At 60.6% G+C, this 22,184-nt stretch carries 15 protein-coding genes and 1 tRNA gene; 3 read left to right on the top strand and 13 right to left on the bottom strand.

Annotated features, from left to right (window positions below; all coding sequences use genetic code 11):
- Positions 1 to 2: 2 nt before the first annotated feature.
- Positions 3 to 2,234, top strand: a complete 2,232-nt coding sequence (glgB, locus tag AB4P91_RS19970; protein WP_395603490.1) for a 1,4-alpha-glucan branching protein GlgB — start codon at positions 3 to 5, stop codon at positions 2,232 to 2,234.
- A 121-nt stretch (positions 2,235 to 2,355) separates the two neighbouring features.
- Here glgB and AB4P91_RS19965 read toward each other — a convergent pair whose 3' ends face one another.
- Positions 2,356 to 3,282 carry an autotransporter domain-containing protein gene (locus tag AB4P91_RS19965; RefSeq protein ID WP_395603489.1) on the bottom strand — a complete coding sequence of 309 codons (927 nt, stop codon included), beginning with the start codon at positions 3,280 to 3,282 and terminating at the stop codon, positions 2,356 to 2,358.
- Between AB4P91_RS19965 and AB4P91_RS19960 the strand changes: the two genes are divergently transcribed.
- Complete coding sequence (locus AB4P91_RS19960) at positions 3,257 to 3,502, top strand: hypothetical protein (protein ID WP_224787114.1); 246 nt, start codon at positions 3,257 to 3,259, stop codon at positions 3,500 to 3,502. The two genes, AB4P91_RS19965 and AB4P91_RS19960, sit on opposite strands and share 26 nt — an antisense overlap.
- A gap of 375 nt (positions 3,503 to 3,877) precedes the next feature.
- On the opposite strand, the gene AB4P91_RS19955 is transcribed toward AB4P91_RS19960, so the two are convergent.
- Positions 3,878 to 4,660, bottom strand: a complete 783-nt coding sequence (locus tag AB4P91_RS19955) for an endonuclease/exonuclease/phosphatase family protein (protein WP_150687390.1) — start codon at positions 4,658 to 4,660, stop codon at positions 3,878 to 3,880.
- A 212-nt stretch (positions 4,661 to 4,872) separates the two neighbouring features.
- Between AB4P91_RS19955 and AB4P91_RS19950 the strand changes: the two genes are divergently transcribed.
- Positions 4,873 to 4,969 (top strand) — tRNA-Sec (locus AB4P91_RS19950).
- 103 nt (positions 4,970 to 5,072) lie between these two features.
- On the opposite strand, the gene AB4P91_RS19945 is transcribed toward AB4P91_RS19950, so the two are convergent.
- The 11 genes from AB4P91_RS19945 to treZ form a co-directional block, all read right to left on the bottom strand.
- Positions 5,073 to 8,786 (bottom strand): YncE family protein, encoded by a 3,714-nt coding sequence (locus AB4P91_RS19945; protein WP_395603488.1) that lies wholly within the window; start codon positions 8,784 to 8,786, stop codon positions 5,073 to 5,075.
- Positions 8,787 to 8,902: 116 nt separating this feature from the next.
- Positions 8,903 to 9,661 (bottom strand): PIG-L deacetylase family protein, encoded by a 759-nt coding sequence (locus AB4P91_RS19940; protein WP_150591719.1) that lies wholly within the window; start codon positions 9,659 to 9,661, stop codon positions 8,903 to 8,905.
- A gap of 155 nt (positions 9,662 to 9,816) precedes the next feature.
- Positions 9,817 to 10,503: a glycosyltransferase gene (locus tag AB4P91_RS19935; RefSeq protein WP_395603487.1), complete on the bottom strand. Its 687-nt coding sequence runs from the start codon at positions 10,501 to 10,503 to the stop codon at positions 9,817 to 9,819.
- Positions 10,500 to 11,099: an SAM-dependent methyltransferase gene (locus AB4P91_RS19930; protein ID WP_150687389.1), complete on the bottom strand. Its 600-nt coding sequence runs from the start codon at positions 11,097 to 11,099 to the stop codon at positions 10,500 to 10,502. Before AB4P91_RS19930 ends, AB4P91_RS19935 begins: the two co-directional genes overlap by 4 nt.
- Entirely contained in the window at positions 11,096 to 11,866 is a 771-nt protein-coding gene (locus AB4P91_RS19925) for a PIG-L deacetylase family protein (RefSeq protein ID WP_150591722.1), read from the bottom strand. The genes AB4P91_RS19930 and AB4P91_RS19925 overlap by 4 nt, the downstream gene beginning before the upstream one ends.
- Entirely contained in the window at positions 11,863 to 12,861 is a 999-nt protein-coding gene (locus AB4P91_RS19920; protein WP_150591723.1) for an acyl-CoA dehydrogenase family protein, read from the bottom strand. The genes AB4P91_RS19925 and AB4P91_RS19920 overlap by 4 nt, the downstream gene beginning before the upstream one ends.
- A 1-nt stretch (position 12,862) precedes the next feature.
- Complete coding sequence (gene glgX / locus AB4P91_RS19915; RefSeq protein WP_150597728.1) at positions 12,863 to 15,022, bottom strand: glycogen debranching protein GlgX; 2,160 nt, start codon at positions 15,020 to 15,022, stop codon at positions 12,863 to 12,865.
- Between the two features lie 161 nt (positions 15,023 to 15,183).
- Positions 15,184 to 15,513 (bottom strand): DUF2934 domain-containing protein, encoded by a 330-nt coding sequence (locus AB4P91_RS19910; RefSeq protein WP_395603486.1) that lies wholly within the window; start codon positions 15,511 to 15,513, stop codon positions 15,184 to 15,186.
- Positions 15,514 to 15,540: 27 nt separating this feature from the next.
- Positions 15,541 to 18,309 (bottom strand): malto-oligosyltrehalose synthase, encoded by a 2,769-nt coding sequence (locus AB4P91_RS19905; RefSeq protein WP_395603485.1) that lies wholly within the window; start codon positions 18,307 to 18,309, stop codon positions 15,541 to 15,543.
- Complete coding sequence (malQ, locus tag AB4P91_RS19900) at positions 18,306 to 20,384, bottom strand: 4-alpha-glucanotransferase (protein ID WP_395603484.1); 2,079 nt, start codon at positions 20,382 to 20,384, stop codon at positions 18,306 to 18,308. The genes AB4P91_RS19905 and malQ overlap by 4 nt, the downstream gene beginning before the upstream one ends.
- Positions 20,381 to 22,183 (bottom strand): malto-oligosyltrehalose trehalohydrolase, encoded by a 1,803-nt coding sequence (gene treZ / locus AB4P91_RS19895; protein WP_395603483.1) that lies wholly within the window; start codon positions 22,181 to 22,183, stop codon positions 20,381 to 20,383. The genes malQ and treZ overlap by 4 nt, the downstream gene beginning before the upstream one ends.
- Position 22,184: the final 1 nt, after the last annotated feature.

Below are 22,184 nucleotides of genomic sequence, written 5' to 3'. Positions count from 1 at the left end.
TCATGAGTTTCTCGAACAAGGAACAGGGTCACGCTAAAGAAGCGTTACTGCCGTCGGCGAAAGACATCGACGCGCTGGTACGTGCGGAACACCCGGATCCGTTTTCCATTCTTGGCCCGCACGGCGATGGCGCTGGCGGGCAGTTCATTCGCGCCTATTTACCCGGTGCGCTGAGCGTTGCCGTGCTGGACAAGGACAGCGATGAAGAAATCGGCGCGCTGGCGCAAACCGAAACGCCGGGGCTGTTTGTTGGCCACTTCAATGGGGAGCGGCGCTATCGCCTGCGCACCCGTTGGGCCGGTGGTGAACAGGTTGCCGAGGATCCTTACAGCTTTGGTCAGTTGCTCGGTGAAATGGATTTGTACCTGTTCGCCGAAGGCAATCACCGTGACCTCAGTGCCTGCCTCGGTGCGCAACTGAAAACGGTTGATGGCGTCGACGGTGTGCGTTTCGCGGTGTGGGCGCCGAATGCCCGGCGCGTCTCGGTAGTGGGTGATTTCAACGTCTGGGACGGTCGCCGCCACCCGATGCGCCTGCGTCATCCGTCCGGGGTGTGGGAGTTGTTTATCCCGCGCCTGCAAGCGGGAGAATTGTACAAATACGAGATCCTGGGTGCTCACGGGATTCTGCCGCTCAAGGCTGACCCGATGGCGCTGGCCACCAGCCTGCCGCCGGACACCGCGTCGAAAGTCGCCGCGCCATTGCAGGTCAATTGGCAGGATCAGGACTGGATGAACAGCCGCCGCGAGCGGCAAAAACATTCGGCGCCGCTGTCAATCTACGAGCTGCATGCCGGGTCGTGGCAATGCGAGCTGGATGATCTCGGTGAAGTGGCGCGCCAGTACAGCTGGCCGGAACTGGCTGAACGGCTGATTCCGTACGTCAAGGAACTGGGTTTCACCCACATCGAACTCATGCCGATCATGGAGCATCCCTTCGGTGGCTCGTGGGGTTATCAACTGCTCTCGCAGTTCGCCCCGAGTGCGCGTTATGGCACGCCGGAGCAGTTCGGCGAATTCGTCGACGCCTGCCACCGCGCCGAGATCGGCGTGATCCTCGACTGGGTGCCGGCGCACTTTCCAACCGATACCCACGGTCTGGCCCAGTTCGACGGCACGGCACTGTACGAATACGCCAATCCGCTAGAAGGTTTCCATCAGGACTGGGACACGCTGATCTACAACCTCGGGCGCACCGAAGTACATGGCTACATGCTTGCCTCGGCGTTGCATTGGTTGAAGCATTTTCACATCGACGGTCTGCGCGTCGATGCGGTGGCCTCGATGCTTTATCGCGACTATTCGCGCAAAGCGGGCGAGTGGGTGCCGAACCGCCATGGCGGACGCGAGAACCTGGAAGCCATCGACTTCCTGCGGCACTTGAACGATGTGGTTGAGCTCGAAGCCCCGGGTGCCTTGGTGATCGCCGAAGAGTCCACCGCGTGGCCGGGCGTCAGCCAGAGTACGCAGCAGGGTGGCCTGGGCTTTGCCTATAAATGGAACATGGGCTGGATGCACGATTCGCTGCATTACATCCAGCAGGACCCGGTGTACCGCGCCCATCATCACAACGAGCTGAGTTTTGGTCTGGTTTACGCATGGTCCGAGCGCTTCATCCTGCCGATCTCCCATGATGAAGTGGTGCACGGCAAGCATTCGCTGATCGACAAGATGCCCGGCGACCGCTGGCAGAAGTTTGCCAACCTGCGCGCCTACCTGAGTTTCATGTGGACCCATCCGGGCAAGAAGCTGCTGTTCATGGGTTGTGAGTTCGGCCAGTGGCGCGAGTGGAACCATGATCAACAGCTCGACTGGTATCTGCTGCAGTATTCCGAGCACAAAGGCGTGCAGAAACTGATCGGCGACCTCAATCGCTTGTATCGCGAAGTGCCGGCGCTGCACGATCAGGATGACGCGCCGCAGGGTTTTCAGTGGCTGATCGGTGACGATGCGATCAACAGCGTTTATGCCTGGTTGCGTTGGAGCAAGGACGGCGAGCCCGTGTTGGTGGTGGCTAACTTCACGCCGGTGCCGCGTCAGGCGTATCGCGTTGGCGTGCCGTTTGCCGGGCGCTGGACTGAGCTGCTCAACAGCGACGCCGACACCTACGCCGGTTCCAACTATGGCAACGGCGGCGGGGCGTTTACCGAAGAAGTGCCGAGCCACGGCCAGGCGATGTCACTGGAGCTGAACCTGCCGCCGCTCGCGGTGTTGATCTTGCGACCGCAGGGCTAGCCAGGCGCCGCATAACCTGTGGGAGCGGGCTTGCCCGCGATGAGGCCAGCACATTCGGTTGTCTGGCCTGCCGCTATCGCTGGCAAGCCAGCTCCCACAGGGATTTAAGGTGATCCGAAGATCACCAACGCATCCGCACACCCAAACTTCCTATCAGCCCATTCAAATCATTGTCATCGACGTCACTGCTGTAATCGGCGCTGACGTACAGGCTGACCACGGGTGTCACCCGCGCCACGAGTCCCAATCCCAATTCCACTGTCGACGACTTGCGACTGCTGCTGATCTTGTCGACCTGATCCAGAGTCACCGTGCTGCCGGTATACACCGTGTGCCACAGGTTGGTCCGCACATAGGGTTCGACCGGTAAACCGTTCAAGTCATAACTGCCTTTCAACCGTGCGCCGACGCGACCGCTCCATGAGGTCAGGTCGCTTGACGACGCATTGCCCGAGCCCGCGGAAGGGGTATTGAGGGTGATGCGCTGGTTGATCAATTGTGCCTGCGGTTCGACCACCCAGTTTTCGCTCAAGCCAATCGGGTAACCGCCCTCGACCGAGAAGGTGATCGCGCTGCCTTCGGTGGCTTGCCGCGCACCTTGTTGATTGCGACTGAAACCACTGACGCGCCCGCCGCTGGCCGAGAGGTCGACGTGCCAGCCTTGCGCCCCCGTCAGGCTGTAATAGGCGCCGAGGCTTTGGCCTTCCAGATTCAGGGTGGCGGAGGATGGATCCGCGAGGGCACGACTGGTGAGCGGGCCGTTGCCGTTGGCCTGAATCTGGTTCACGCCGCCAATCAAACCGATGGTCTGGGTGGCGCCGTTGCCGCTTTGCAGGGTCAGGACAGCAGGACCTTTCGAATGGCCACCGCCGGGTAATGCGAAACCTGATGACAGCACGTCGGTTTGCGCTTGGCGGGAGCGTTGGCCGTAGAATCGCTCCCAGGCGCCGGGCGCGAGGTCTTCAGTGATCAGTCGGGAGTCTTGCAAGTCAGGGCGCTGATTGAAGCGTTGCGGACCGGGGGTGATCACCGTCGCGGGCAAGGTCATCACCGGCACGTTCTCTCGATACCAAGGGGACGTTTCATCCGCCGCAGAACCGGCCTGCGCCTCCATGGATGAGCACAGCAAGATAGAACTCGACACTGTGCAAAAAGTGATTTTGATCTCGTGTGGGGTGATTGAACTTTTCATGGAGGTCTACCTTGCAGGCGCATGCGGCATCTCGATGTGGCGCCTCTCCTACCCCGAACGAGGGGCGACCGAATGAAGCGAGGCAAACCGTGGGCGCTCGATTTCGCGAGAGTCCGAAGGCTTGCCCCGGTTAGGATTCCGGGGGTAGTAAGGTAGAGATAAGAAGAGTGAAGGGCGCGCGTCAAGAAATTGAACGATGAGCGGTAGTGGCGAATTGTCCGGCGCAAGCGTTTGTTTTTCTGCACATAACTAAGTGGTTGTTTGCATGGAAAAACGCAACGAAAGCGCCGGCCCAGAGCATTTTCTTACCGACGGAAGGTTCACCAGCTAATGCGGATCCCGATGTTACCCGACACGCCGCGCACGTCATTGCTGTCAATATTGCGAGGTGTAGAAGGTATTTTCGGCGTCGGACACCATGTCTGACGCACGATCCAGTGCATATGTAAGGCTACAGATGCACTTCAACCGCCAGCGGCAGATGATCCGACAGATGAGTCCAGGGCTTGTTGCCAAGGATCTGAGGGTCATGACTACTGGCGTTGCGCAGGTAGATCCGGTCCAGACGCAATAAGGGAAACCGCGCCGGATACGTCTTGGCCGGGCGACCGTGGTGGCGTTCGAAGGCTTCGTGCAGATAAGCACGACGGGCGAGGGCGGCGTTGCCGTGTAACTGCCAGTCGTTGAAGTCGCCGGCAATAATTACCGGGGCGTCGTCCGGAAGGGATTCGAGCAACTGGCAGAGCAGTTGCAACTGCAATTGGCGATGGCTTTCGAGCAGGCTCAAGTGCACGCAGATCGCGTGTACTTCGGCGTGCCCCGGCACCTCCAGCACGCAGTGCAAGAGGCCGCGGCGCTCAGGACCGGTGATCGAGACATCAAGGTTGCGGTATTCGCGGATCGGGTATTTCGACAGCAGCGCATTGCCGTGATGGCCGTGAGGATAGACCGCGTTGCGCCCGTAGGCGAAATCGCTCCACATGCTGTCGGCGAGAAATTCATATTGCGAGGTTTGCGGCCATTCGTTGTAGCGGTTCGAATGCCGCTCGTGTTCACCCACCACTTCCTGCAAAAACACCAGATCGGCCGAAGTGCTGCGTACCGCTTCACGCAATTCCGGCAGGATGAAACGCCGGTTGAACGCGGTAAAACCCTTGTGGGTATTGACCGTCAGCACCCGCATACGATGGATGGCGGGTGCGTCGACGGCGTGAGGCTTGGGATCGCTGGACACGGTTACTCCTCTGAATCCTGAGTGCCTGTTCATGCGACTGATGGGTGGGGGTGGCAGTTCCGTTGGAATGAGGCGGCTCATTTAGCTGTTGCGCTGCCCGCTTTGCGAGGGCTTAGGGTTTCGGGTACCGGTCAGCCCGGCGACCCTAAGGCGAAGTACGACAAACCTGTCACGACAATGGGTTGGTAATGGCGCACGCCTACTGAACTCAGGGAATGCAATCGCGCCCGATAGCGTGGCCGGGCTTCAAACCCGGTTGGGGACGGCATCCGTCCCCGGGCAGGTTCGACTCCAGCAGCCTTGCTGCCACTTCCCTAGCACAGATACAGGCAATCGCAGCTAGGCAAAGAGGTGATTTTCCACCTGTTTCACCAGGGAGAATCCCATACCGTATGATCGTCATGGTTACAGATTATACCCGTTGCCCATTCTTGCTGAATGCCACTGCATGCGGCGACCGACCCGATTTGATTCTGCGGATTGCAAGTGTGCTCGTGTCAATGATGAACGATTCTTCGCTTTTGCTCTCTCCAACACAGCATAAATGTTTTCCATCTGGCGTTATCGCCATTTTTGATAGACCGGGATGAACGTTTATTCGTCGGGTGATGTTGTGCGTTGGAATGCTTATCTCTATGAGTTCAGTGTGCTGACTGCTTAACACATATAGATATGTTCCATCTGGTTTTACAACTATATCGGTTGCATTCCACGCTACATCGAGGCTTTTTATTTGGGTGAAGTTATTGGTTTCGAATATCAACAGCGAAGGAAGACTGTTTCTATTGATAGCGTAGAGGTGCTTATCGTCCGGAGATAATGCGGAAGGTAGCGAATTGTTGCCCAAGTTGATGTTTCGAATTATTCGACCACTTGCAATATCTAGAACTTCCGTTCTTCCGTTAGGGAAATCGGTATTCATGTCGCCAGTACTGTAAAGCTTGCTGTGGTCGTGACTGGCGATTAAATCTGATCGATAAATTTCGCTGGTGAATGATCGCAATTGTGAGAGATCAGAAGCGTCATATTCAAGAATGATAAATGGAGTGGAAAGATACAGTCGATTGCCATCCCGACTAACGATTAAGTCCCAGACAAGCCGAGTGTTTATATTGGTGGAGTCAATAACGCGCTGCGTCGCGAGATCAATAACGTCGAGTGTGATCACTCTGTTACTAACAGGACCGAAGCCGAGTACATATGCACGAGCGCCATCAGGACTGACCGCGATGTAGCGCGGAAACTGGGTTGGTATGACATTCAGCTTTCCCACCACGCTGAATGTGCGTGCGCTTGACTCCAGGCCCGAACCATAAAGTGCCTTCGCCTTGTAAAGGTGAGTCGTCAGGCTCAAGCCTGAATCTCTCAATTCCCAATTGCCTGTTGTCCCATCTGCGGTGGCGTCCCCTCTGGAGGTGGCGCCGTCGAACACTTCAACTTTCTGGCCTTTGGCGGCAGTGCCACTCAGTGTGACGGCTGTTTCCACGGTAGTGCCACCCTCGAGAATTTCATCCCCGCTCGGTGAGCCTTTGACGGATGTAATTTGCGGCTTCAGATCCTCCACAGCCTTGATGGTATAGGTGCGCACCGGGAAAGTTACCGCTTTGCTTTCATCGGGGCTGCGATCAAAGCCGACCTTGAACATTACGCTCACGCGTTCACCATGTCGCAATGCCTTGAGTGCAGCCACCGGAGTGTCGGGATACATCCCGGTGGGCAGTCCCGCCGCAGGGGTTGGCGTGGCCTCGTAAGTTACGGCGATGGGCGTAGGGTCGTCGTCTTTCAGATAGAGCAACCACAGGGGTTGCCCCTGTGCGATATGCGCCCAGCGTGCAATGCGTGTTTTTGCGCCGCGGGCCAGCGTGGTGGTGTCCAGTTCGGAGCTGGTGTTGCCATTGATGATCGGGCTTGGCAGGCGATGGTCCTGATCCTTGATCGGCAACACCGCCAGCAGCAACAGCTGCGAATCTTTCGATTCGCCATCACGGCTCACGATGAAACTCACCGTCACAGATTGGCCGAGGTTGAAAGCCAGAACCGCGTTGTCGATCTCAATTTTCTGCGCACCAATGGTGGTCACGTTCACTGGCGCCGTGGTGTGCGAGCCGCCGGCCGGGGTGCCGGGGGCGCCGGTCAAGGTCACGGTGATTTTGTCGCCAAGGCGCATGTCGTAATCGATAATTGCGGTCAGCGCATCCTCCGCCGCAAAGGGATCCAGGGTGGAACCATTCGGCGCTTGTTCGATGGAGGGGGCTTTGAGCTCCAGCGCCACCCCGACACGGAACGTCAGCGGGTTGGAATAACTGGTGCCACCCGCCGCGCGTTTGATGCAATAGTCCGTCTTAACCATCCCACCTTCATTGTTCTTGATCAGCCCGGCCCCGATGGTGAACTGGATGATTTTGCCCGCGGTAAACGAGTTCAGTGTGATCGAGTCGCAGACCGTGCCGGTTTTCGAGCCGCTCCAACAGTAGGTCACGACATCGCCGGGTTGTGTGTCCAGGTAGGATATGGTCAGCGTCGTGCCGTCTCTGTCGGGCGGCATGACACCGTTGACGACGCCGGCCACTTCCGGCTCCGGCAGTTCCAGGCGCGGCTCGCCGACTTGCAGGATCTCGGCGTGGATCGATTCGCGGGTGGCATGGGTGGCGTTGACCCGATTCATCGTGCCGAGCACCGCGTTTGCAACGTGCAACAGATAGTACACCTCCAGCTTGCCGCCATTGGCCATCTCCAGGTGCGGATCACCGGGGACGTTTATTTGCAGCGACTTTTTGGCCGCGATGTCACCATCGGTGATCGTGCGCAATGGCAGGGTGGGCATGTAGTGACTCAGGTCGGAACGAATGACGAGCCAGCGCAGTTCGATGGACTGGCCGGCGACGAACGATTCATCGAACGGGATCAGAATGACCACCTGTGCCAGTGTCGGGTCCAGCGCGCCATTCAAGGCGTCACGGACAATCGGAGCCGCCAGCCGCTGCACCTCGCCGATGGCGCTGATGAACTGGGTTTTGGCGTGCAGCTCTGGAGAACCGTCGGCACTGAGTAACCGAAAGGACATCGCAAAGCGCGATTTGGCAAATTGCCGCAGGACAGCGTTGGGCACCGACATTTCGGCAATGCTGGGCACGCTGACCAGCGGCTCGCTGACGATCTCTTTATAGATGGGCGCACCTTCCACAGGCGTGCCCTTGATTTGCAAAATGATGATGTCGCCCACTTTGAATTTGCTGGTGTCCAGGGCGACGATCTGCGCCGTGCCGTTGGCGTTGCCGAGCTTGTCGACATCCAGCACGTTGTTGACGGCTTCCCTGAGCAGCGGCGCCTCCAGCCGGGTCGTGTCGATGGCGACCACCACGCGTTGCTCGAAGCTCCAGTCCTCGGAGCGGTTGTCCACCAGATCGTAGACCTCGAAGGCCACCCCCAAACCGGTGCTATCGGAGTCGCCCGCCTCGCGCAGGGTGGCTTCGTCGATGTGAATGGTGATCGGTATCTTGCCGTCGGCCTGATCCTGAGTGAGCCGCTCGCTGAGCACAAATACTCCGCCAACGCTTACCTGGATCTGATCACCGGCCGCTGCGAATGGGTAGGGCGGCAAGCCGTCATCGTTGCTAATGGTGACCAGGAAACCGTCGGCGATGTTGTCCTTGTCAATGCCGCCGCCGATGATCTCCGGCGGGATGCTCATGATCAGCTTCGAATGCCCCGGCCTATCGTCTTCGTCGTGACCGCCGGGGCGGGTACCCTTGAACACATAATCCGTGACCTCTGAAGGCAGAGGCGTCTGGTTGAGGCGAGTGACCGTGTAGGAGACGGTGAATGGGCCTTCGTGGAGGCGGGCTGCGGGCACGAACATCTGCAGCTCTTTGTCGACCTCGTGCTTGTCGACGATTTTTCGCAGGACTTCCAGCCCTGCCATAGAAATCGCGATCGTGTCGCCAACTTCCATCAAACCCCACGGCCCGGCCCGACACAACAGGCCCTGACGGGGAAAGTTGTCATGCGCAGCCGCCCGGTTGATACCCCATACCATCGGCCGCTGGGAGACCGGACCCGTGCGGCCGGGGATGTCGAGTTCCTTGAAGAGTGTGGTGGTGTTGCCGGGCAGGTCGTTGGCGGACATGGGCGAAGAACTCCGGTCGGTTAGTGGCCGGAGTCATTACGCGCTGAATGGGAGGATTGCGCACCTGTCAGATCTGACAGGTGCCGACGAATGGTCATCCGTGCGAGAGTGATAAGTCAGACGAAAACGATCTCATACGGCAAACGCATCCGCTCAAGAATCACCGGCGGCAGCATGGGGGCGATGCCCAGCGCCGGTTCGCCCTTGAGCTGGCTGGCGTAAGCATGGGTGGCGTGGCTTTTACGTGCGACTGTCCAGGTGTCGAGACGCAGTTTTCTAGCTCGCTGCCAAGGGATCAATTGCTGGTCGCGCTCCGGCCAATGCCATGCCCAGACCGGTACGTCGTGGAAAGTCGCCCCGGCCAGTTCAGCGGCTTCGGCGGCGGCGTGACCGACCGCTTCATGGTCGTCATTGCCGTCGCCGCGCCACGTACTGAACACCACGTCCCCGGGCCGCAGATAACGGCCGATGAACTCGGTCAACTGGCTGTGTTGATCGCTCAGGGCGTTATCGGTGAAGCCCCCGCGAACCCATTTCAGGCTGTGCATCGGCAAGCCGAGGCGGCGCAAGGCTTCGACGCTTTCCTGCGGGCGGAATACGCTCAGGCGTTTTTCCGACCATTGTCGGGAACCGGGGTGGCTGGCGCTGCCATCGGTAATGGAGAGCAATTGCAGCGGATGGCCCAGGCTTGAAAGTAATTGCAGCAGGCCGCCGCAGGTCACCACTTCGTCGCCGGGATGCGGCGCGATGATCACCGCGCGCGCGCCGGTGCGCACCAGGCTACGGGTATTGATGACGGGGATGTTGTCGAGTTGCGCGGCGCTGTTCCAGATTTGCGCCGAAGAAGGGCCTTCACTTAGCGATAACGGTTTCATGGGTACGACGTCCTTGTTTGTCTCGCCCTCGATCGCGCTCACCGTCATGAAATCCGACGTCGTCGACCCTTGAAGGCTGGTTGATTGCCGTGCAGCGCTCCGAACCCTGGATTGCCACGCACGGGAGTATTGCCCATGAACTCAGATTCGTCGCGTCACAGATCAATCTGATCCGGTTTTTTTGCTTCCAACTGTGCCAAATGGCGCAGATAGTCGCCAAATCCGCCCCGGGCCCGACTGTCCAGGCGAGCACTGGTGTGAACCTGCGGGCGATGGCTCCAGGCGATGTTTGCGCCAACCAGCTCCAGCTCCCGGACCAGTTGCACATCTTCGTCGCACGCCAGCGGTTTAAAGCCTCCGGCCCACCGGTAAGCGTCAGCGCTGATGCCCAGATTGGCGCCGTGGATATGCCGATGACCCTCGCAGGCCCGATAGTTTCGGTGATAGTGGATTTGCGCCGCTTCATCGAACGACTCATGCCAGCGCTCGACAGTGACCGTGCCGCACACCGCGTCCGCGCCCAGCCCGAGCTGAGCCACCAGCCAGTCATCGGCGACGCGGCTGTCTGCATCCGAGCAGGAGATCCAGCGCGCCCCGCGCTCCAGTAACAGCTGGGCACCGGCGGCGCGGGCCTGGCCGACGTTGCGTGCCTCGATGTGCAGACTCTGCACTGGATAGCGGCTGACGATTTGCGCCGAGCGATCAGTGCAGCTGTCGAGCACCACCAGCACTTCGACGCGTTCACCGGCGAGCAAACCGTGCTGGCTCGCGCGCATGGCCGCACTCAGGCAGTCGTCGAGCAGGTCTTCTTCGTTGTGCGCCGGGATCAGAATGCCAATCATCGCAAGCCCTCCAATGCCGCCACCGAGCGCGGTTCGCGGCTCCACACCTCGAGAATAAAGTCCGACTCCTGGTGCAGCGCCACACGCGGCAGCCGCAATTGTTCGTGAATCAGATCGTGAACCTGACGTGCGTTCAGCGGGCAGCCCTCAATGGGCGGGCGCCAGTGACAGGCCAGCAATTGCCCGTCGGCCGTCAGGGAATCGCTGATCTGACGGATCACTTCTGTCAGATCCTTGCCATCGAGGTAGTAGCCGATTTCGCTAAATACAATCAGGTCGAATTTTTCCTCCGGCCAATCTCCGGGCAAGCGGCTTTGGCGGACTTCGGCGTGATCAAACAAACCCAATCGGGTTCGCGCCAGTTTCACCGCAGCACTCGCCGTGTCACAGCACAACAGTCGGTCACAACGGCTGGCCAGTTCCGCGCTCAACTCGCCATTGGCACAGCCCGGTTCGAAAATCGCCCGGTAGTGCGCTCGAGGCAACGCAGCGAGGGTAATCGCACGCTTGCGCTGTTCATACCAGCGTTCGCGGAAGGCCCAAGGGTCATCGTTGCCTGCGAACAGGCCTTCGAAATACCGATCCTCGACGCTCATAAAAACACCACTTCAAAGGGCTGGAGCAGACGCTCGAGAATGTGCGGCGCCAGCACCGGGGCGAGTCCGGCGGCGGGGTCACCTTCCAGTTGACTGGCAAAGGCGTGCACTGCGTGGCGTTTGCGTGCGACTTGTTCAGGCGTCAGTAGAATCTTGCGTGCTCGTTGCCACGGCACGACCGCGTCTTCGGGGGTTGCCCAGTGCCACGTCCACACGGGCAGCTCGTGGCAGCTTGCGCCGACCCTTCGCGCAGCTTCGGCACTGGCGCGGCCGACGGCTTCGTGGTCGCAATGGCCGTCTTCACGCCAAGTGGTGAACACCACGTCGTTGGGACGTAGATAGCGCTCGATAAAGTCGCTTAATGCAGACTCCTGAGCGGCCACCTGGGTGTCGGCAAAACCACCGCGCAGCCACTTCAGCTGGTGCATCGGCAAGCCGAGCCGGCGCAAGGCTTCGGCGGACTCTTGCGGGCGGATCACGCTCAGGCGTTCCACCGGCCAGCGCTCCGAGCCAGGGTGACTGGCGCAGCCGTCGGTGACCGAGATCAGTTGCACCGGGCGGTCGGCGGCGGCAAGCAGTTGCAACATGCCGCCGCAGCCCAGCACTTCGTCGTCCGGGTGCGGCGCGATGATCACCGCCCGAGCGCCCGCAGGCACCAGCTCGAGAATATCGATGCTGCCCAGTTCCGCCAGATGCCGCGAGTTCTGCCATTGCTGCAGGGAGGTGCCGTGACCCACGATTGGATTGTCCTTATGCGCAGCGTTCATAGCGTCCAGGCCTCCACGGATTGCTCGGCAACTATCTGGCCGAGGGCGGCGAGGTCGCGTTCGGCGTGGCTTTGCCGCAGGAACACCGGCAAGTCGGCGATAAGGCTGGCGAAATGCCGATCCTTGCAATACGGCCCGGCGCCCAGTGCGCGGCCAACTTCGCGAATCACCTGCTCAGCCGACTGTTCGACCACGGCGCGGGCGCGACGGGCGAGGAGTTCGGCGTTCTCTTCGGGATGCGCATCGATGTGCAAGGCGCTGAAACGCAACACATCGGCGGCCGCCTGCAACGCCGTATCGACCGCGCCGAGGTGGGCGAGGGCGTGTGGTTCTTGTCGTTGCGTGCACTGTTGACGCAACGCCTCGGCAATCTGCCGTGCCGCGCCATACCAGCAGGCGGCGATGCCGATCCCGCCTTGCCAAAACCCCGGTCGGTGCAGGTAATCGCCGGGATTGCCAATCGCCTGGGCTTCGGCGCCGTCGAACAAGACTTCGACGCTACCGGTAGCGCCCATGCCAACCGCTTGCCAGCCCTGATCGGTGAGGGTCACGCCCGGTTGATCGAGTGCGACCGCAACCAGTTGCTGTTGATCATCGGCATCCCACGCAGTAAGCAGCGCATGGCTGAGCACGGCGGCGCCAGAACACCACGCCTTGCGTCCATGCAACGTGACCAAATGCCCGGCGGGTCTCACCTGCACCCGCGCCTGCGGCGGTTCAGCCGCCCACATGCCCCACGTGCTGCCGGGCGTTGGCGAACCGCCCAGTTGCTCGATGATTGCCAGTGCGTCGGTGTGGCCTTCATAGAGTTTGCACAGCCCCAGATCGTGGCCGGCAACATTGGCCAGATGCTGCCACCGCTGCAGCGTGTGACCGCTGCCCGGTAGCGGCAAGCGGTCGAGCCCGGCTTCGACCATCGCTCGCAAGCAACCACCCAGCGCCAAGGTGTCGCTGTAGCCCGGGGGACGGCGGGCGAGATAGTTTTGCAACTCCATATCAATCTTCTTCATCACGTTGCAGTTCGAACAGCAGCAGCGAACGCCCGGTGACCGAGTACTCGTGACCGAAGTCGAAACGTTCCTGACCCCGGATCGACGGCTGATTAGTGTCGATCATGCACGTCCAGAAACTGCCCTCAGGCACTTCCGGCAAGGTGAAGTTGACAACGTCGTGATGGGCGTTGACCACCAGCAGCAGGGTCGCATCGGCGCCCTTGCGGCGGATACCGGTTTCCTGCGCGCGGCCATCGAGCAGCATGCCCAGGCAACGGTTATTGGCGTCGTGCCAATGCTCGGTGGTCATCTCGGTGGCATCGGGTGCCAGCCAGGTCACGTCCTTGACGCCGATGTCTTCGTTGTATTCGCCGACCAGGAAACGGCCTCGACGCAAGATGGGGTAAGCGAGGCGCAGCTTGATCAGGCGTTTGACGAATTTCAGCAGGGCTTTGCCGTCCTCGCTCAGGTCCCAATTGACCCAGCCGATGTCGCTGTCCTGGCAATACGCATTGTTATTGCCGTCCTGAGTCCGCGCGAATTCGTCACCGGCGACGATCATCGGTGTGCCTTGGGACAGCAGCAGCGTGGCGAAGAAGTTGCGCATCTGCCGATGGCGCAGGGCATTGATTTCGGGATCGTCGGTCGGGCCTTCGACGCCATGGTTCCACGACAGGTTGTTGTTGCTGCCGTCCTGATTGTTCTCGTCGTTGGCCTCGTTGTGCTTGTCGTTGTACGACACCAGATCGTTGAGGGTGAAGCCGTCGTGGGCGGTGATGAAGTTCACCGACGAATACGGCCGCCGTCCACGCTGGTTGAACATCTCGCCGGATGCGGTCATGCGGGCGGCGAAGTCGGCCACCTGGCCGTCGTCACCTTTCCAGAACGCGCGCACGGTGTCGCGGAATTTATCGTTCCACTCGACCCAGCCCGGCGGGAAGTTACCGACCTGGTAACCACCGGGGCCGCAGTCCCAAGGCTCGGCAATCATTTTCACCTGACGCAGCACCGGGTCCTGACGGCAGGCCACAAGGAAGCTGTGACGCTCGTCGAAACCGTCGTGGTAGCGACCGAGAATGGTCGCCAGGTCGAAGCGGAAACCGTCGACATGCATTTCGCTGGCCCAGTAACGCAGCGAGTCGGTGACCATTTGCAGGACGCACGGGTGACTCAGATCCAGCGTGTTGCCGGTGCCGGAATCGTTGATGTAATAGCGTTTGTCATCGGGCATCAGGCGGTAGTACGACGCGTTGTCGATACCGCGCATCGACAAGGTCGGGCCTTGCTCGTTGCCCTCGGCGGTGTGGTTGTAGACCACATCGAGGATGACTTCGAGATTGGCTTCGTGCAGGTGCGCGACCATCTCCTTGAACTCGGCGATCTTGCCACTGGCCAGATAACGCGGGTCCGGGGCGAAGAACGCGATGCTGTTGTAGCCCCAGTAATTGGTCATGCCCTTGTGCAGCAGATGCTGGTCGTTGACGAATGCGTGGATCGGCAGCAGCTCCACCGACGACACCCCGACGCTGCGAATGTGCTTGAGCACGTCGTCATTCATCAAACCGGCGAAGGTGCCGCGCACGTTTTCCGGCACCGAAGGATGCCGCATGCTGATGCCGCGCACATGGGTCTCATAGATGATGGTTTTGTCCCACGGCACGCTGACGCGCTGGTCGTTGCCCCAGGTGTGCGCCGGGTCGATGACCTTGCACTTGGGCACGAACGGGGCGCTGTCGCGTTCGTCGAAACTGAGGTCGGCGTCGGGGTGGCCGATGGTGTAGCCGAACAGTGCTTCCGACCATTTGAGTTCGCCAACCAGTTGTTTGGCGTAGGGGTCGATCAGCAGTTTGTTGTGGTTGAAGCGGTGGCCGTTGGCCGGATCGTACGCGCCATAAACGCGGTAGCCGTAGATCATCCCCGGGTGCGCGTCGGGCAGGTAGCCGTGATAGATCTCGTCGGTGTATTCCGGGAGTTCGATGCGTTCGAGCTCGACTTCGCCGGCATCATCGAAGATGCACAGTTCAACCTTGGTGGCGTTGGCGGAGAACAGTGCAAAGTTCACCCCCAAGCCATCCCAGGTCGCGCCGAGCGGGAAGGGCAGACCCTCACGGATTCTCGATGGCTCGGCGTGTGTAACGGGCTCGGCTTTATTTGGACGGGTCATGACTGCTCCTGCAAAATTCGGGTCGTTCGTTTTACACAAGCACCTGTGGGAGCGAGCAGGCTCGCTCCCACAGGTGTTTGTGTGCTTTTTTCAGGGCGAGTGAGCCCTCGGTGGCGAGCACGCTCGCCACACGGTCGTTCAGTTCAATACTCGGAAGCGCTTCAGTTCGCCGGGGGCTTGCGTGCGGCTCGCGGCTTTTTCTCGGCGGCTTTTTCGCCCGGCGGGATTACTGAAGCAACGCTTGCAGGCTTGGCCTTGGACGCCGTCTTCGGTTTTGCCGCCGCGCTTTTACTGTCCACCGACTTGGTGGTCGCAGACTTGCCAGCGGTTTTACTGCCGGCAGCCTTTGGCGACTTCTTCGGCGCCAGTGCCTCGGCCTCGGCCAGTTTGCGCGCCATCTCCCAGTGGCGTTCTTCCTGGCCTTGCGGTTGACCTTCAGATTCCCAGATCTGATAGGCGAACTCGCGAATGCGTTTATCGTCGGTACTCATCGCAATACTCCTGAACTGAACTCATGCTTACGTTAAGTGTTGGATATAGAGATTGACCGGGACATCCCCCAGCGCGTCGCTGACTTTCAACTCCCTGTTTTTTGTGACTGCGCGGGTTGCAAAAAGTCCCTTCAGGTTTGTGTCAGAGGCGGCGAACGGTAAAACCACTCGCGTATCGCCCCAGCGCAGCGCATCGACCTGCGGCACAGCACTGTTTTCCAGCAAGCTCGCGCAGCGAATGGGCACGATCACGATAGCTTGCTGCCCCGCATGTTCGCGGACAAAAGCGAGCACGTTGTGCGCCTGGCTGCCCAGCACCTCCAGGGCCTGATACGAGCCGCGGCGGAACAACTCGGCCTGCTCGACGCGCAGGTTCAGCACTTGGGCAATCAAGGCCTGCTTGATGCGCCCGTCACGCCAATCGTGCACCAGCTCCCCGACCGGTAACGCTGCTTCCAGGGCCTGCTCGCGAGCGGCGTAATCCACCGGCCGACGATTGTCCGGATCGACCAGGCTGAAGTCCCAGAACTCGTTGCCCTGATACAGATCCGGCACGCCCGGCACGGTCATGCGCAGCAAAGTCTGCGCCAGGCCATTGAGTGCACCGGCGGCGGCGATGCTGTTGACGGTCTTGTGCAGGGCCGCGCGCAGCAGTTCGCCTTCTTCGCCGGTGAGCAGTTTTTCGGTGAACGACTGCGCGGCGTTTTCATAGGCTTCGTTGGGAGCGCTCCAACTGCTTTGCAGCTTGGCTTCGCGCAACGCTTTCTGCTGCCACTGCCAGATGCGTTTGGCGTAGTCAGCCAATCCGGCCTGATCGCCATCGTGCAGGTCCAGCGGCCAACTGCCGAGCAGGGCTTGATAGAGAATCAGCTCATCGCCAGTCGACGGCATTTGATCGTCACTGCGCACCGGGCGGGCGAGGGCGCGCCACAGTTCGATCTGTTCGGCGTACCAGTGGCTGCGCTCGCTGAGAACAGCGAGGCGCGCGCGGGTGTCTTCGCCGCGTTTGTGATCGTGGGTGGCGGTGGCCAGCAGGTTGTCGGGGAACTGCTCCAGACGCTGCTGATTGATCTCGTGGAAATCGCTGACCGGTGCGCTGAACTGTTCGGTGTTGTAGCCGACGTCATTGCGCGACAACAACACGGCCGAACGATACAGGGCCGTGTCTTCCACGGCTTTGGCGGCTGCCGGGGAAGTCAGTTGCTGGAAGCGTACGCAAGCGTGTTTGAGGATTTTGCGCGAACGCCCGCGCGGCTTCTGCCGCCACGGCGTGCCACCGAGCCAGGCCGCGACGCAGTCGAGCACCGGCCAGTCGCCTTCACCGAGGGTCTGCCGCGCACCGTCCATGGCCTGCTGGAAAAACACCTCATCCTGAGCGGAGCGGCCCATCGCGCTGATGTAGGTGCGATAGACCGGGAAGTTCACGATCAATGCCTGCAAGACCCGGCGGATCGAGCCGAGGGTCAGGTCGCGGGTCATCAAGTCATCGCGGGCCACTTGCAGTAACGCCTGCGCGACACTTTCGCAATCGCTGGCCAGCGAGCCGTTGAGGATCTGCTGACGCGCCAGTTGCGCCTCTTCGATGAACGCGGCAGGGCGCTCGGTGCGGCGTTGCCACAAGTCGCCGAGCACGTGTTCACCGTCGGGATCGTGTTGCAGCAGCGACAGCTGATTCATGAACTCGTAACCGGTGGTGCCATCCACCGCCCAGTCGCGTCGCGGGGTTTCGCCGGCACCGAGGATCTTCTCGATGTAGATCGGCAAATGACGCCCCGGCGCGAGCAGATCGACACGGCGGCGCAGTTTACGGCAATAACCACGCGGATCGGCGAGGCCATCGATATGGTCGATGCGCAGGCCATCCACCAAACCTTCGGCGATCAACTGGAAGATTTTGCCGTGAGTCGCTTCGAAGACCGCCGGACGTTCGACGCGCAAACCGCCCAGTTCGTTGATGTCGAAGAAACGCCGCCAGTTGATGTCATCCGCCGCCGTGCGCCAACTGGCCAGGCGATAACTCTGACGTTCCAGCAACTGATGCAGCTTTTGGAAACCTTCTTCGGTGGTCGAGTCGTAATGCGCCAGATTGCTGTGAATGGCTGCGAGAACCTGCGGCTCGCTCGCCCATTGCCGAAGCTCTTCTTTCAGAGGAATGGCCAGCGAATGGGCATCGGTCTGGTAGCTGAGCGAGCTGAAACGATCGGCCAGGGACTTCAGCGCTTCTTCGGATTTGAGCAGCTCGCCATAATCGTTCGGGCAAATCGGGAAATGATGATCATAGTGCTCGACGTAAAAGCCGCCGGTTTGCGCATTGAACTGCAGCTTGAGCGTGCCCTCTTGCAGCGCGACACCGTAATCACTGCCCAGAAACGGCAACAGCAACTGGCCTTCCATCAACGGGTCGGGCGAGTGCCACTGAATGTCGAAGAACTCGCCGTAAGGGCTCAGACGCCCCCACTCCAGCAAGTCCAGCCACCACGGATTGTCGTTGCCGCCCACAGCCATGTGGTTGGACACGATGTCGAGGATCAGCCCCATGCCGTGTTCGCGCAGGGTACTGACCAAACGGCGCAGCGCAGGCTCGCCACCCAGTTCCGGATTGACTTGCGTCGGGTCGACCACGTCATAGCCGTGCATCGAACCGGCCCGCGCTGCGAGCAGTGGCGAGGCATAAATGTGGCTGATGCCGAGGCGCGCAAAGTACGGCACCAGTGGCACGGCTTGTTCGAGGGTGAAGCCTTTATGAAATTGCAGTCGCAGGGTGGCGCGCAACGGTTGGATGTTCGCTTGGTTCATTGGTCACGCTCGGCAGCTTGCAGGCGCGCACACGCCAAGAGTTCCAGACGCCGTGCGGCATCCGCACCGTCAAGCAATGCTTCGCTGTTGCCGGGCAATCGCCGCGACCAGTTCGGGTGCGTGTCAATGGTGCCCGGCAGGTTGGCTTGTTCGTCGATGCCCAGCGCATCTTCAAGCGGCAGCAACACCAGCGGTGCGCGGGTATGGCCCAGGTAACGCACGGCGGCGTCGACGATTTGATCGGCTTCGTGGGATTCTTCGCGAAAATTCTGCGGATCCTGACTCAAGGCACTGCGCAAGCCTTCGCGCTCACGCTGGCGATAGCGACGCCATTCGATTTCGCCATTGGCATCGACAAAACCCAAGCGGGCGTTCCAGTCGATATCGCGGCCATGCCACCAGCCGTTGAGCGTCGGCAGGTCGTGGGTGCTGGTAGTGGCCAGTGCGTTGTCCGGCCAGTCGAGAATCGGTCTGAAATGGGTGTTGTTCTGTTCGAACAACAGCACGCGCATGCCCAGTATGGAGCGGGCAATGAGTTTTTCCTGCAGGCCGTCGGGCACGGTGCCGAGGTCTTCACCGAGGACGATGGCTTGATGGCGGTGGGACTCAAGGGTGAGCAAACGCAGCAGATCATCCACCGGGTAATACAGGTACGCACCGTCGGCCGGCGCCGACCCATTGGGAATCACCCACAACCGCTGGAGGCCCATGACATGGTCGATGCGCAGGCCGCCGGCATGGGCGAAGTTGGCACGGAGCATTTCGATGAATGCACGAAAGCCATTGCGAATCAGGCCTTCGGGAGAAAATGCGGAAATCCCCCAACCCTGGCCGGAACGATTGAGGATGTCCGGCGGCGCGCCCACGGTCAGCGAGGCGAGCAGCTCATCCTGAAAACTCCAGGCCTGACTGCCACCGCCATCGGCACCAACCGCCAGGTCGGCGATCAGGCCAATACCCATGCCGCCACCGCGTGCAGCGGTTTGGGCGCGTTCCAGGCAGCGGTGGATCAGCCATTGGCAAAAGGCGAAGTAGCCGATGCGCTCGGCGTACTCCTGGGCGAATGCGCCGAGGGCGGCGCCACGCGGGTCGTGCCAGTGCTCGGGCCATTCGCGCCAGTCAAGGCTCTCGCCACGGGCGGCGCGCATTTCCTGAATGGCTTCAAAGCGGCAGTGGTTTTCCAGCGCATCGCCACCGGCGTGACGAAAACTGGCGAAGTCGGGATGCAACGGATGTTCGCCAGCGACAAAGCCTTCATACAAGGCTTGCAGCAGTTTCTGTTTGGCGTCGGCGGCGGTTGGCCAATCGACCAGCTTCAGGTCTTCGAGTTGTGCGAAGTGCGCCGCCAGACCTGCGCTGTCGATGGCATCGCGCAGGGCGCGTTCGCCGAGAATCGTGCCGGGCGCGGCATACAGGGAATTCAGAAACAAACGACTGGACGGCGAATAGGGGCTGTATCGGCCCGTGTCGGCGCTGAACATCGCGTGCATCGGGCTGATCGCCAATGCATCGGCACCGCGCTCGCCGGCGACCCGGGCCAGTTCCTCCAGCGCCTGAGTATCACCGAAACCGCCGTCGCCGGCCCGACGCAGGCCATACAACTGCACGCTCAGACCCCAGGCGCGGGGGAGCGGGTTGTCAACCGCATCGCCGACACTGAAGCAACGTTCTGGCGCCACAGCCAGCGTGAAGTACTGATCGTCAATGTGCACCTGCTGATAGCCGACTGGAACCACGCCGGGCAGCTTGGCTTCGGAGTCGAGTTTCAGGTCCATCCGCGAACCGTCTTCGAGGTGGATTTCACACGGCGTCTCGGGTTTGAAAAAACGGGCCAGGTCAACGCTGACGCCCACGTCACTGGTCAGCAGCGGCGGCAGATGGCGGTCTTGCTGGACTTTTTGCAATTCAAGCAGGCTGGCGTCGATTTCCTGAGCCGTGCTGGCGGGGTGGCCGAGGCCGATCAGGACATTGCGTAGCACCGCCGGGACGACTTTTTGTGGCCGCCCGTTGGCGTCAATCCAGTCGACGGCAAGGCCGGCTCGGCTGGCAAGAATTTCCAGTTGCGCATCGCTCATAGGCGCTCTCCATTCAGAGGTTGCAAGGGGGTTGCGGCCGTGAGGCTGACGAGCGCGCAATACGGGGGCAGCAGGCCTTCATCCGACAGTTCGTCGGCGGGCGGCTTTTGAAACAGCCACACCGCGCCGGTCCGTGGAGGGTTGACCACTGCGGTATCGCTGAGGTTCAGGTCGATTCGCAGCTCACTGCCATCGCCCAGACGCCAGCGTGCAGTGACGGCCGCATAACCCAGCATTTGCGCGCCAAGGGCCTGTGTGCCACTGAGGTGCGGAATGATGTGCTGATGGCGCAACTGCAGCAGTTGCCGGTATAGCGCGAGGGTTTCCTGCTGCTGCGCGGTGCCGCCGTCTACCAGACGTGGCTGCGAGGCGTGGAAGGTTTGCTCGGCATTGGGATCAGGAATCTGCTCGCGTTTATGCGGATCGGCGAAGGCGCTGAACGCGGCAAATTCATTGCGTCGGCCCTCACGAACCAGCTCCGCCAGTTCGCCATGATGGCTGGTGAAAAACAGGAACGGCTGTTCGGCGGCGAACTCGTCGCCCATGAACATCAGCGGAATCATCGGCGACAACAGCAGCAACACGGTCGCGGCCTGCAAGGCTCGGGGATCGGCCAGTTGATGCAGGCGTTCGCCAAAGGCGCGGTTGCCGATCTGGTCATGGTTTTGCAGAAACAGCACGAAAGCGGTGGACGGAAGATGTTCGCTCGGTTCGCCCCGAGGTTCGCCATGGCGGGTGATGTGGCCCTGAAACACAAAGCCCTGGCTCAGGCAGCGCACAAGTTGCTCGGTTGGCTGGAGCGCGTAATCGGCGTAATACGCATCGGTTTCGCCGGTCAGCAGCACGTGCAGGGCGTTATGCCCATCATCGTTCCATTGCGCGTCGTAGTCCTCTTCAAGCAGGCTCGACTGGTTGAATTCGTTCTCCACGGTCAGCCAGACGTGCCGGGACGGATCGACTTGCTGGCGGATGCGTCGCGCCAGTTCACGCAGGAATTGCGGGTCTTCAATGGCGTGCACCGCGTCCAGGCGTAACCCGTCGAATCGATATTCCAGCAGCCACATCAAAGCGTTTTCGATGAAAAAATCGCGGATTTCCAGACGGCGGAAATCGATCCCGGCGCCCCACGGCGTGTGCTTGTCCTCGCGGAAAAAGCCTTTGGCGTAGCGGTGCAGATAATTGCCGTCGGGTCCGAAGTGGTTGTAGACCACGTCGAGAATCACTGCCAGACCATGGCCGTGGGCGGTATCGATCAGGTGTTTGAGCTGTTCGGGCGTGCCGTAGGACGCTTGCGGTGCGTAGTGCAGGACGCCGTCGTAGCCCCAGTTTCGCTCACCGGGGAACTGCGCAATCGGCATCAGTTCGATAGCAGTGATACCCATCTCGGCCAGTCGGGCAAGATGCGTTTCAACCGCTGCAAAGCCGCCGAGCGCGCCAACGTGCAGCTCGTAAATCACCGCCTCGTGCCAGGGGCGACCGTGCCAGGTGAGGTGTTGCCATTGATAGGCGAGAGGGTCGACCACCACGCTGTGGCGATCGATGTCACCGTCCTGAGCTCTGGAGGCCGGGTCGGGCACCTCCAGTTCGCCATCGATGTTGTAACGGTAGCGAGTACCCGCCGGACAGCGGGACTTGACCACGAACCAGCCGTCTGCCTGAGGCAGCATCGGCAGCGACTCTCCATTGTCCAGCTCTACGCTGACGTAAAACGCGTCAGGTGCCCACAGCGCAAATTGTGTGTGTTCGGCGTCCAGCTTGATCGCGCCGTGGGGCCAGTTTTCTTGGGTCCGTAACGGCATC

It is taken from the genome of Pseudomonas sp. B21128 (assembly GCF_044218865.1).
GTDB classification, from domain to species: Bacteria; Pseudomonadota; Gammaproteobacteria; order Pseudomonadales; family Pseudomonadaceae; genus Aquipseudomonas; species Aquipseudomonas iridis.
This window is presented reverse-complemented; position numbering and strand designations above follow the sequence as displayed.

Coding starts and splice junctions, on each gene's coding strand:
- glgB (WP_395603490.1), top strand. CDS start 3: ATGAGTTTCTCGAACAAGGAACAGGGTCACGCTAAAGAAGCGTTACTG.
- AB4P91_RS19965 (WP_395603489.1), bottom strand. CDS start 3,282: ATGACCTTGCCCGCGACGGTGATCACCCCCGGTCCGCAACGCTTCAAT.
- AB4P91_RS19945 (WP_395603488.1), bottom strand. CDS start 8,786: ATGTCCGCCAACGACCTGCCCGGCAACACCACCACACTCTTCAAGGAA.
- AB4P91_RS19940 (WP_150591719.1), bottom strand. CDS start 9,661: ATGAAACCGTTATCGCTAAGTGAAGGCCCTTCTTCGGCGCAAATCTGG.
- AB4P91_RS19935 (WP_395603487.1), bottom strand. CDS start 10,503: ATGATTGGCATTCTGATCCCGGCGCACAACGAAGAAGACCTGCTCGAC.
- AB4P91_RS19930 (WP_150687389.1), bottom strand. CDS start 11,099: ATGAGCGTCGAGGATCGGTATTTCGAAGGCCTGTTCGCAGGCAACGAT.
- AB4P91_RS19925 (WP_150591722.1), bottom strand. CDS start 11,866: ATGAACGCTGCGCATAAGGACAATCCAATCGTGGGTCACGGCACCTCC.
- AB4P91_RS19920 (WP_150591723.1), bottom strand. CDS start 12,861: ATGGAGTTGCAAAACTATCTCGCCCGCCGTCCCCCGGGCTACAGCGAC.
- glgX (WP_150597728.1), bottom strand. CDS start 15,022: ATGACCCGTCCAAATAAAGCCGAGCCCGTTACACACGCCGAGCCATCG.
- AB4P91_RS19910 (WP_395603486.1), bottom strand. CDS start 15,513: ATGAGTACCGACGATAAACGCATTCGCGAGTTCGCCTATCAGATCTGG.
- AB4P91_RS19905 (WP_395603485.1), bottom strand. CDS start 18,309: ATGAACCAAGCGAACATCCAACCGTTGCGCGCCACCCTGCGACTGCAA.
- malQ (WP_395603484.1), bottom strand. CDS start 20,384: ATGAGCGATGCGCAACTGGAAATTCTTGCCAGCCGAGCCGGCCTTGCC.
- treZ (WP_395603483.1), bottom strand. CDS start 22,183: ATGCCGTTACGGACCCAAGAAAACTGGCCCCACGGCGCGATCAAGCTG.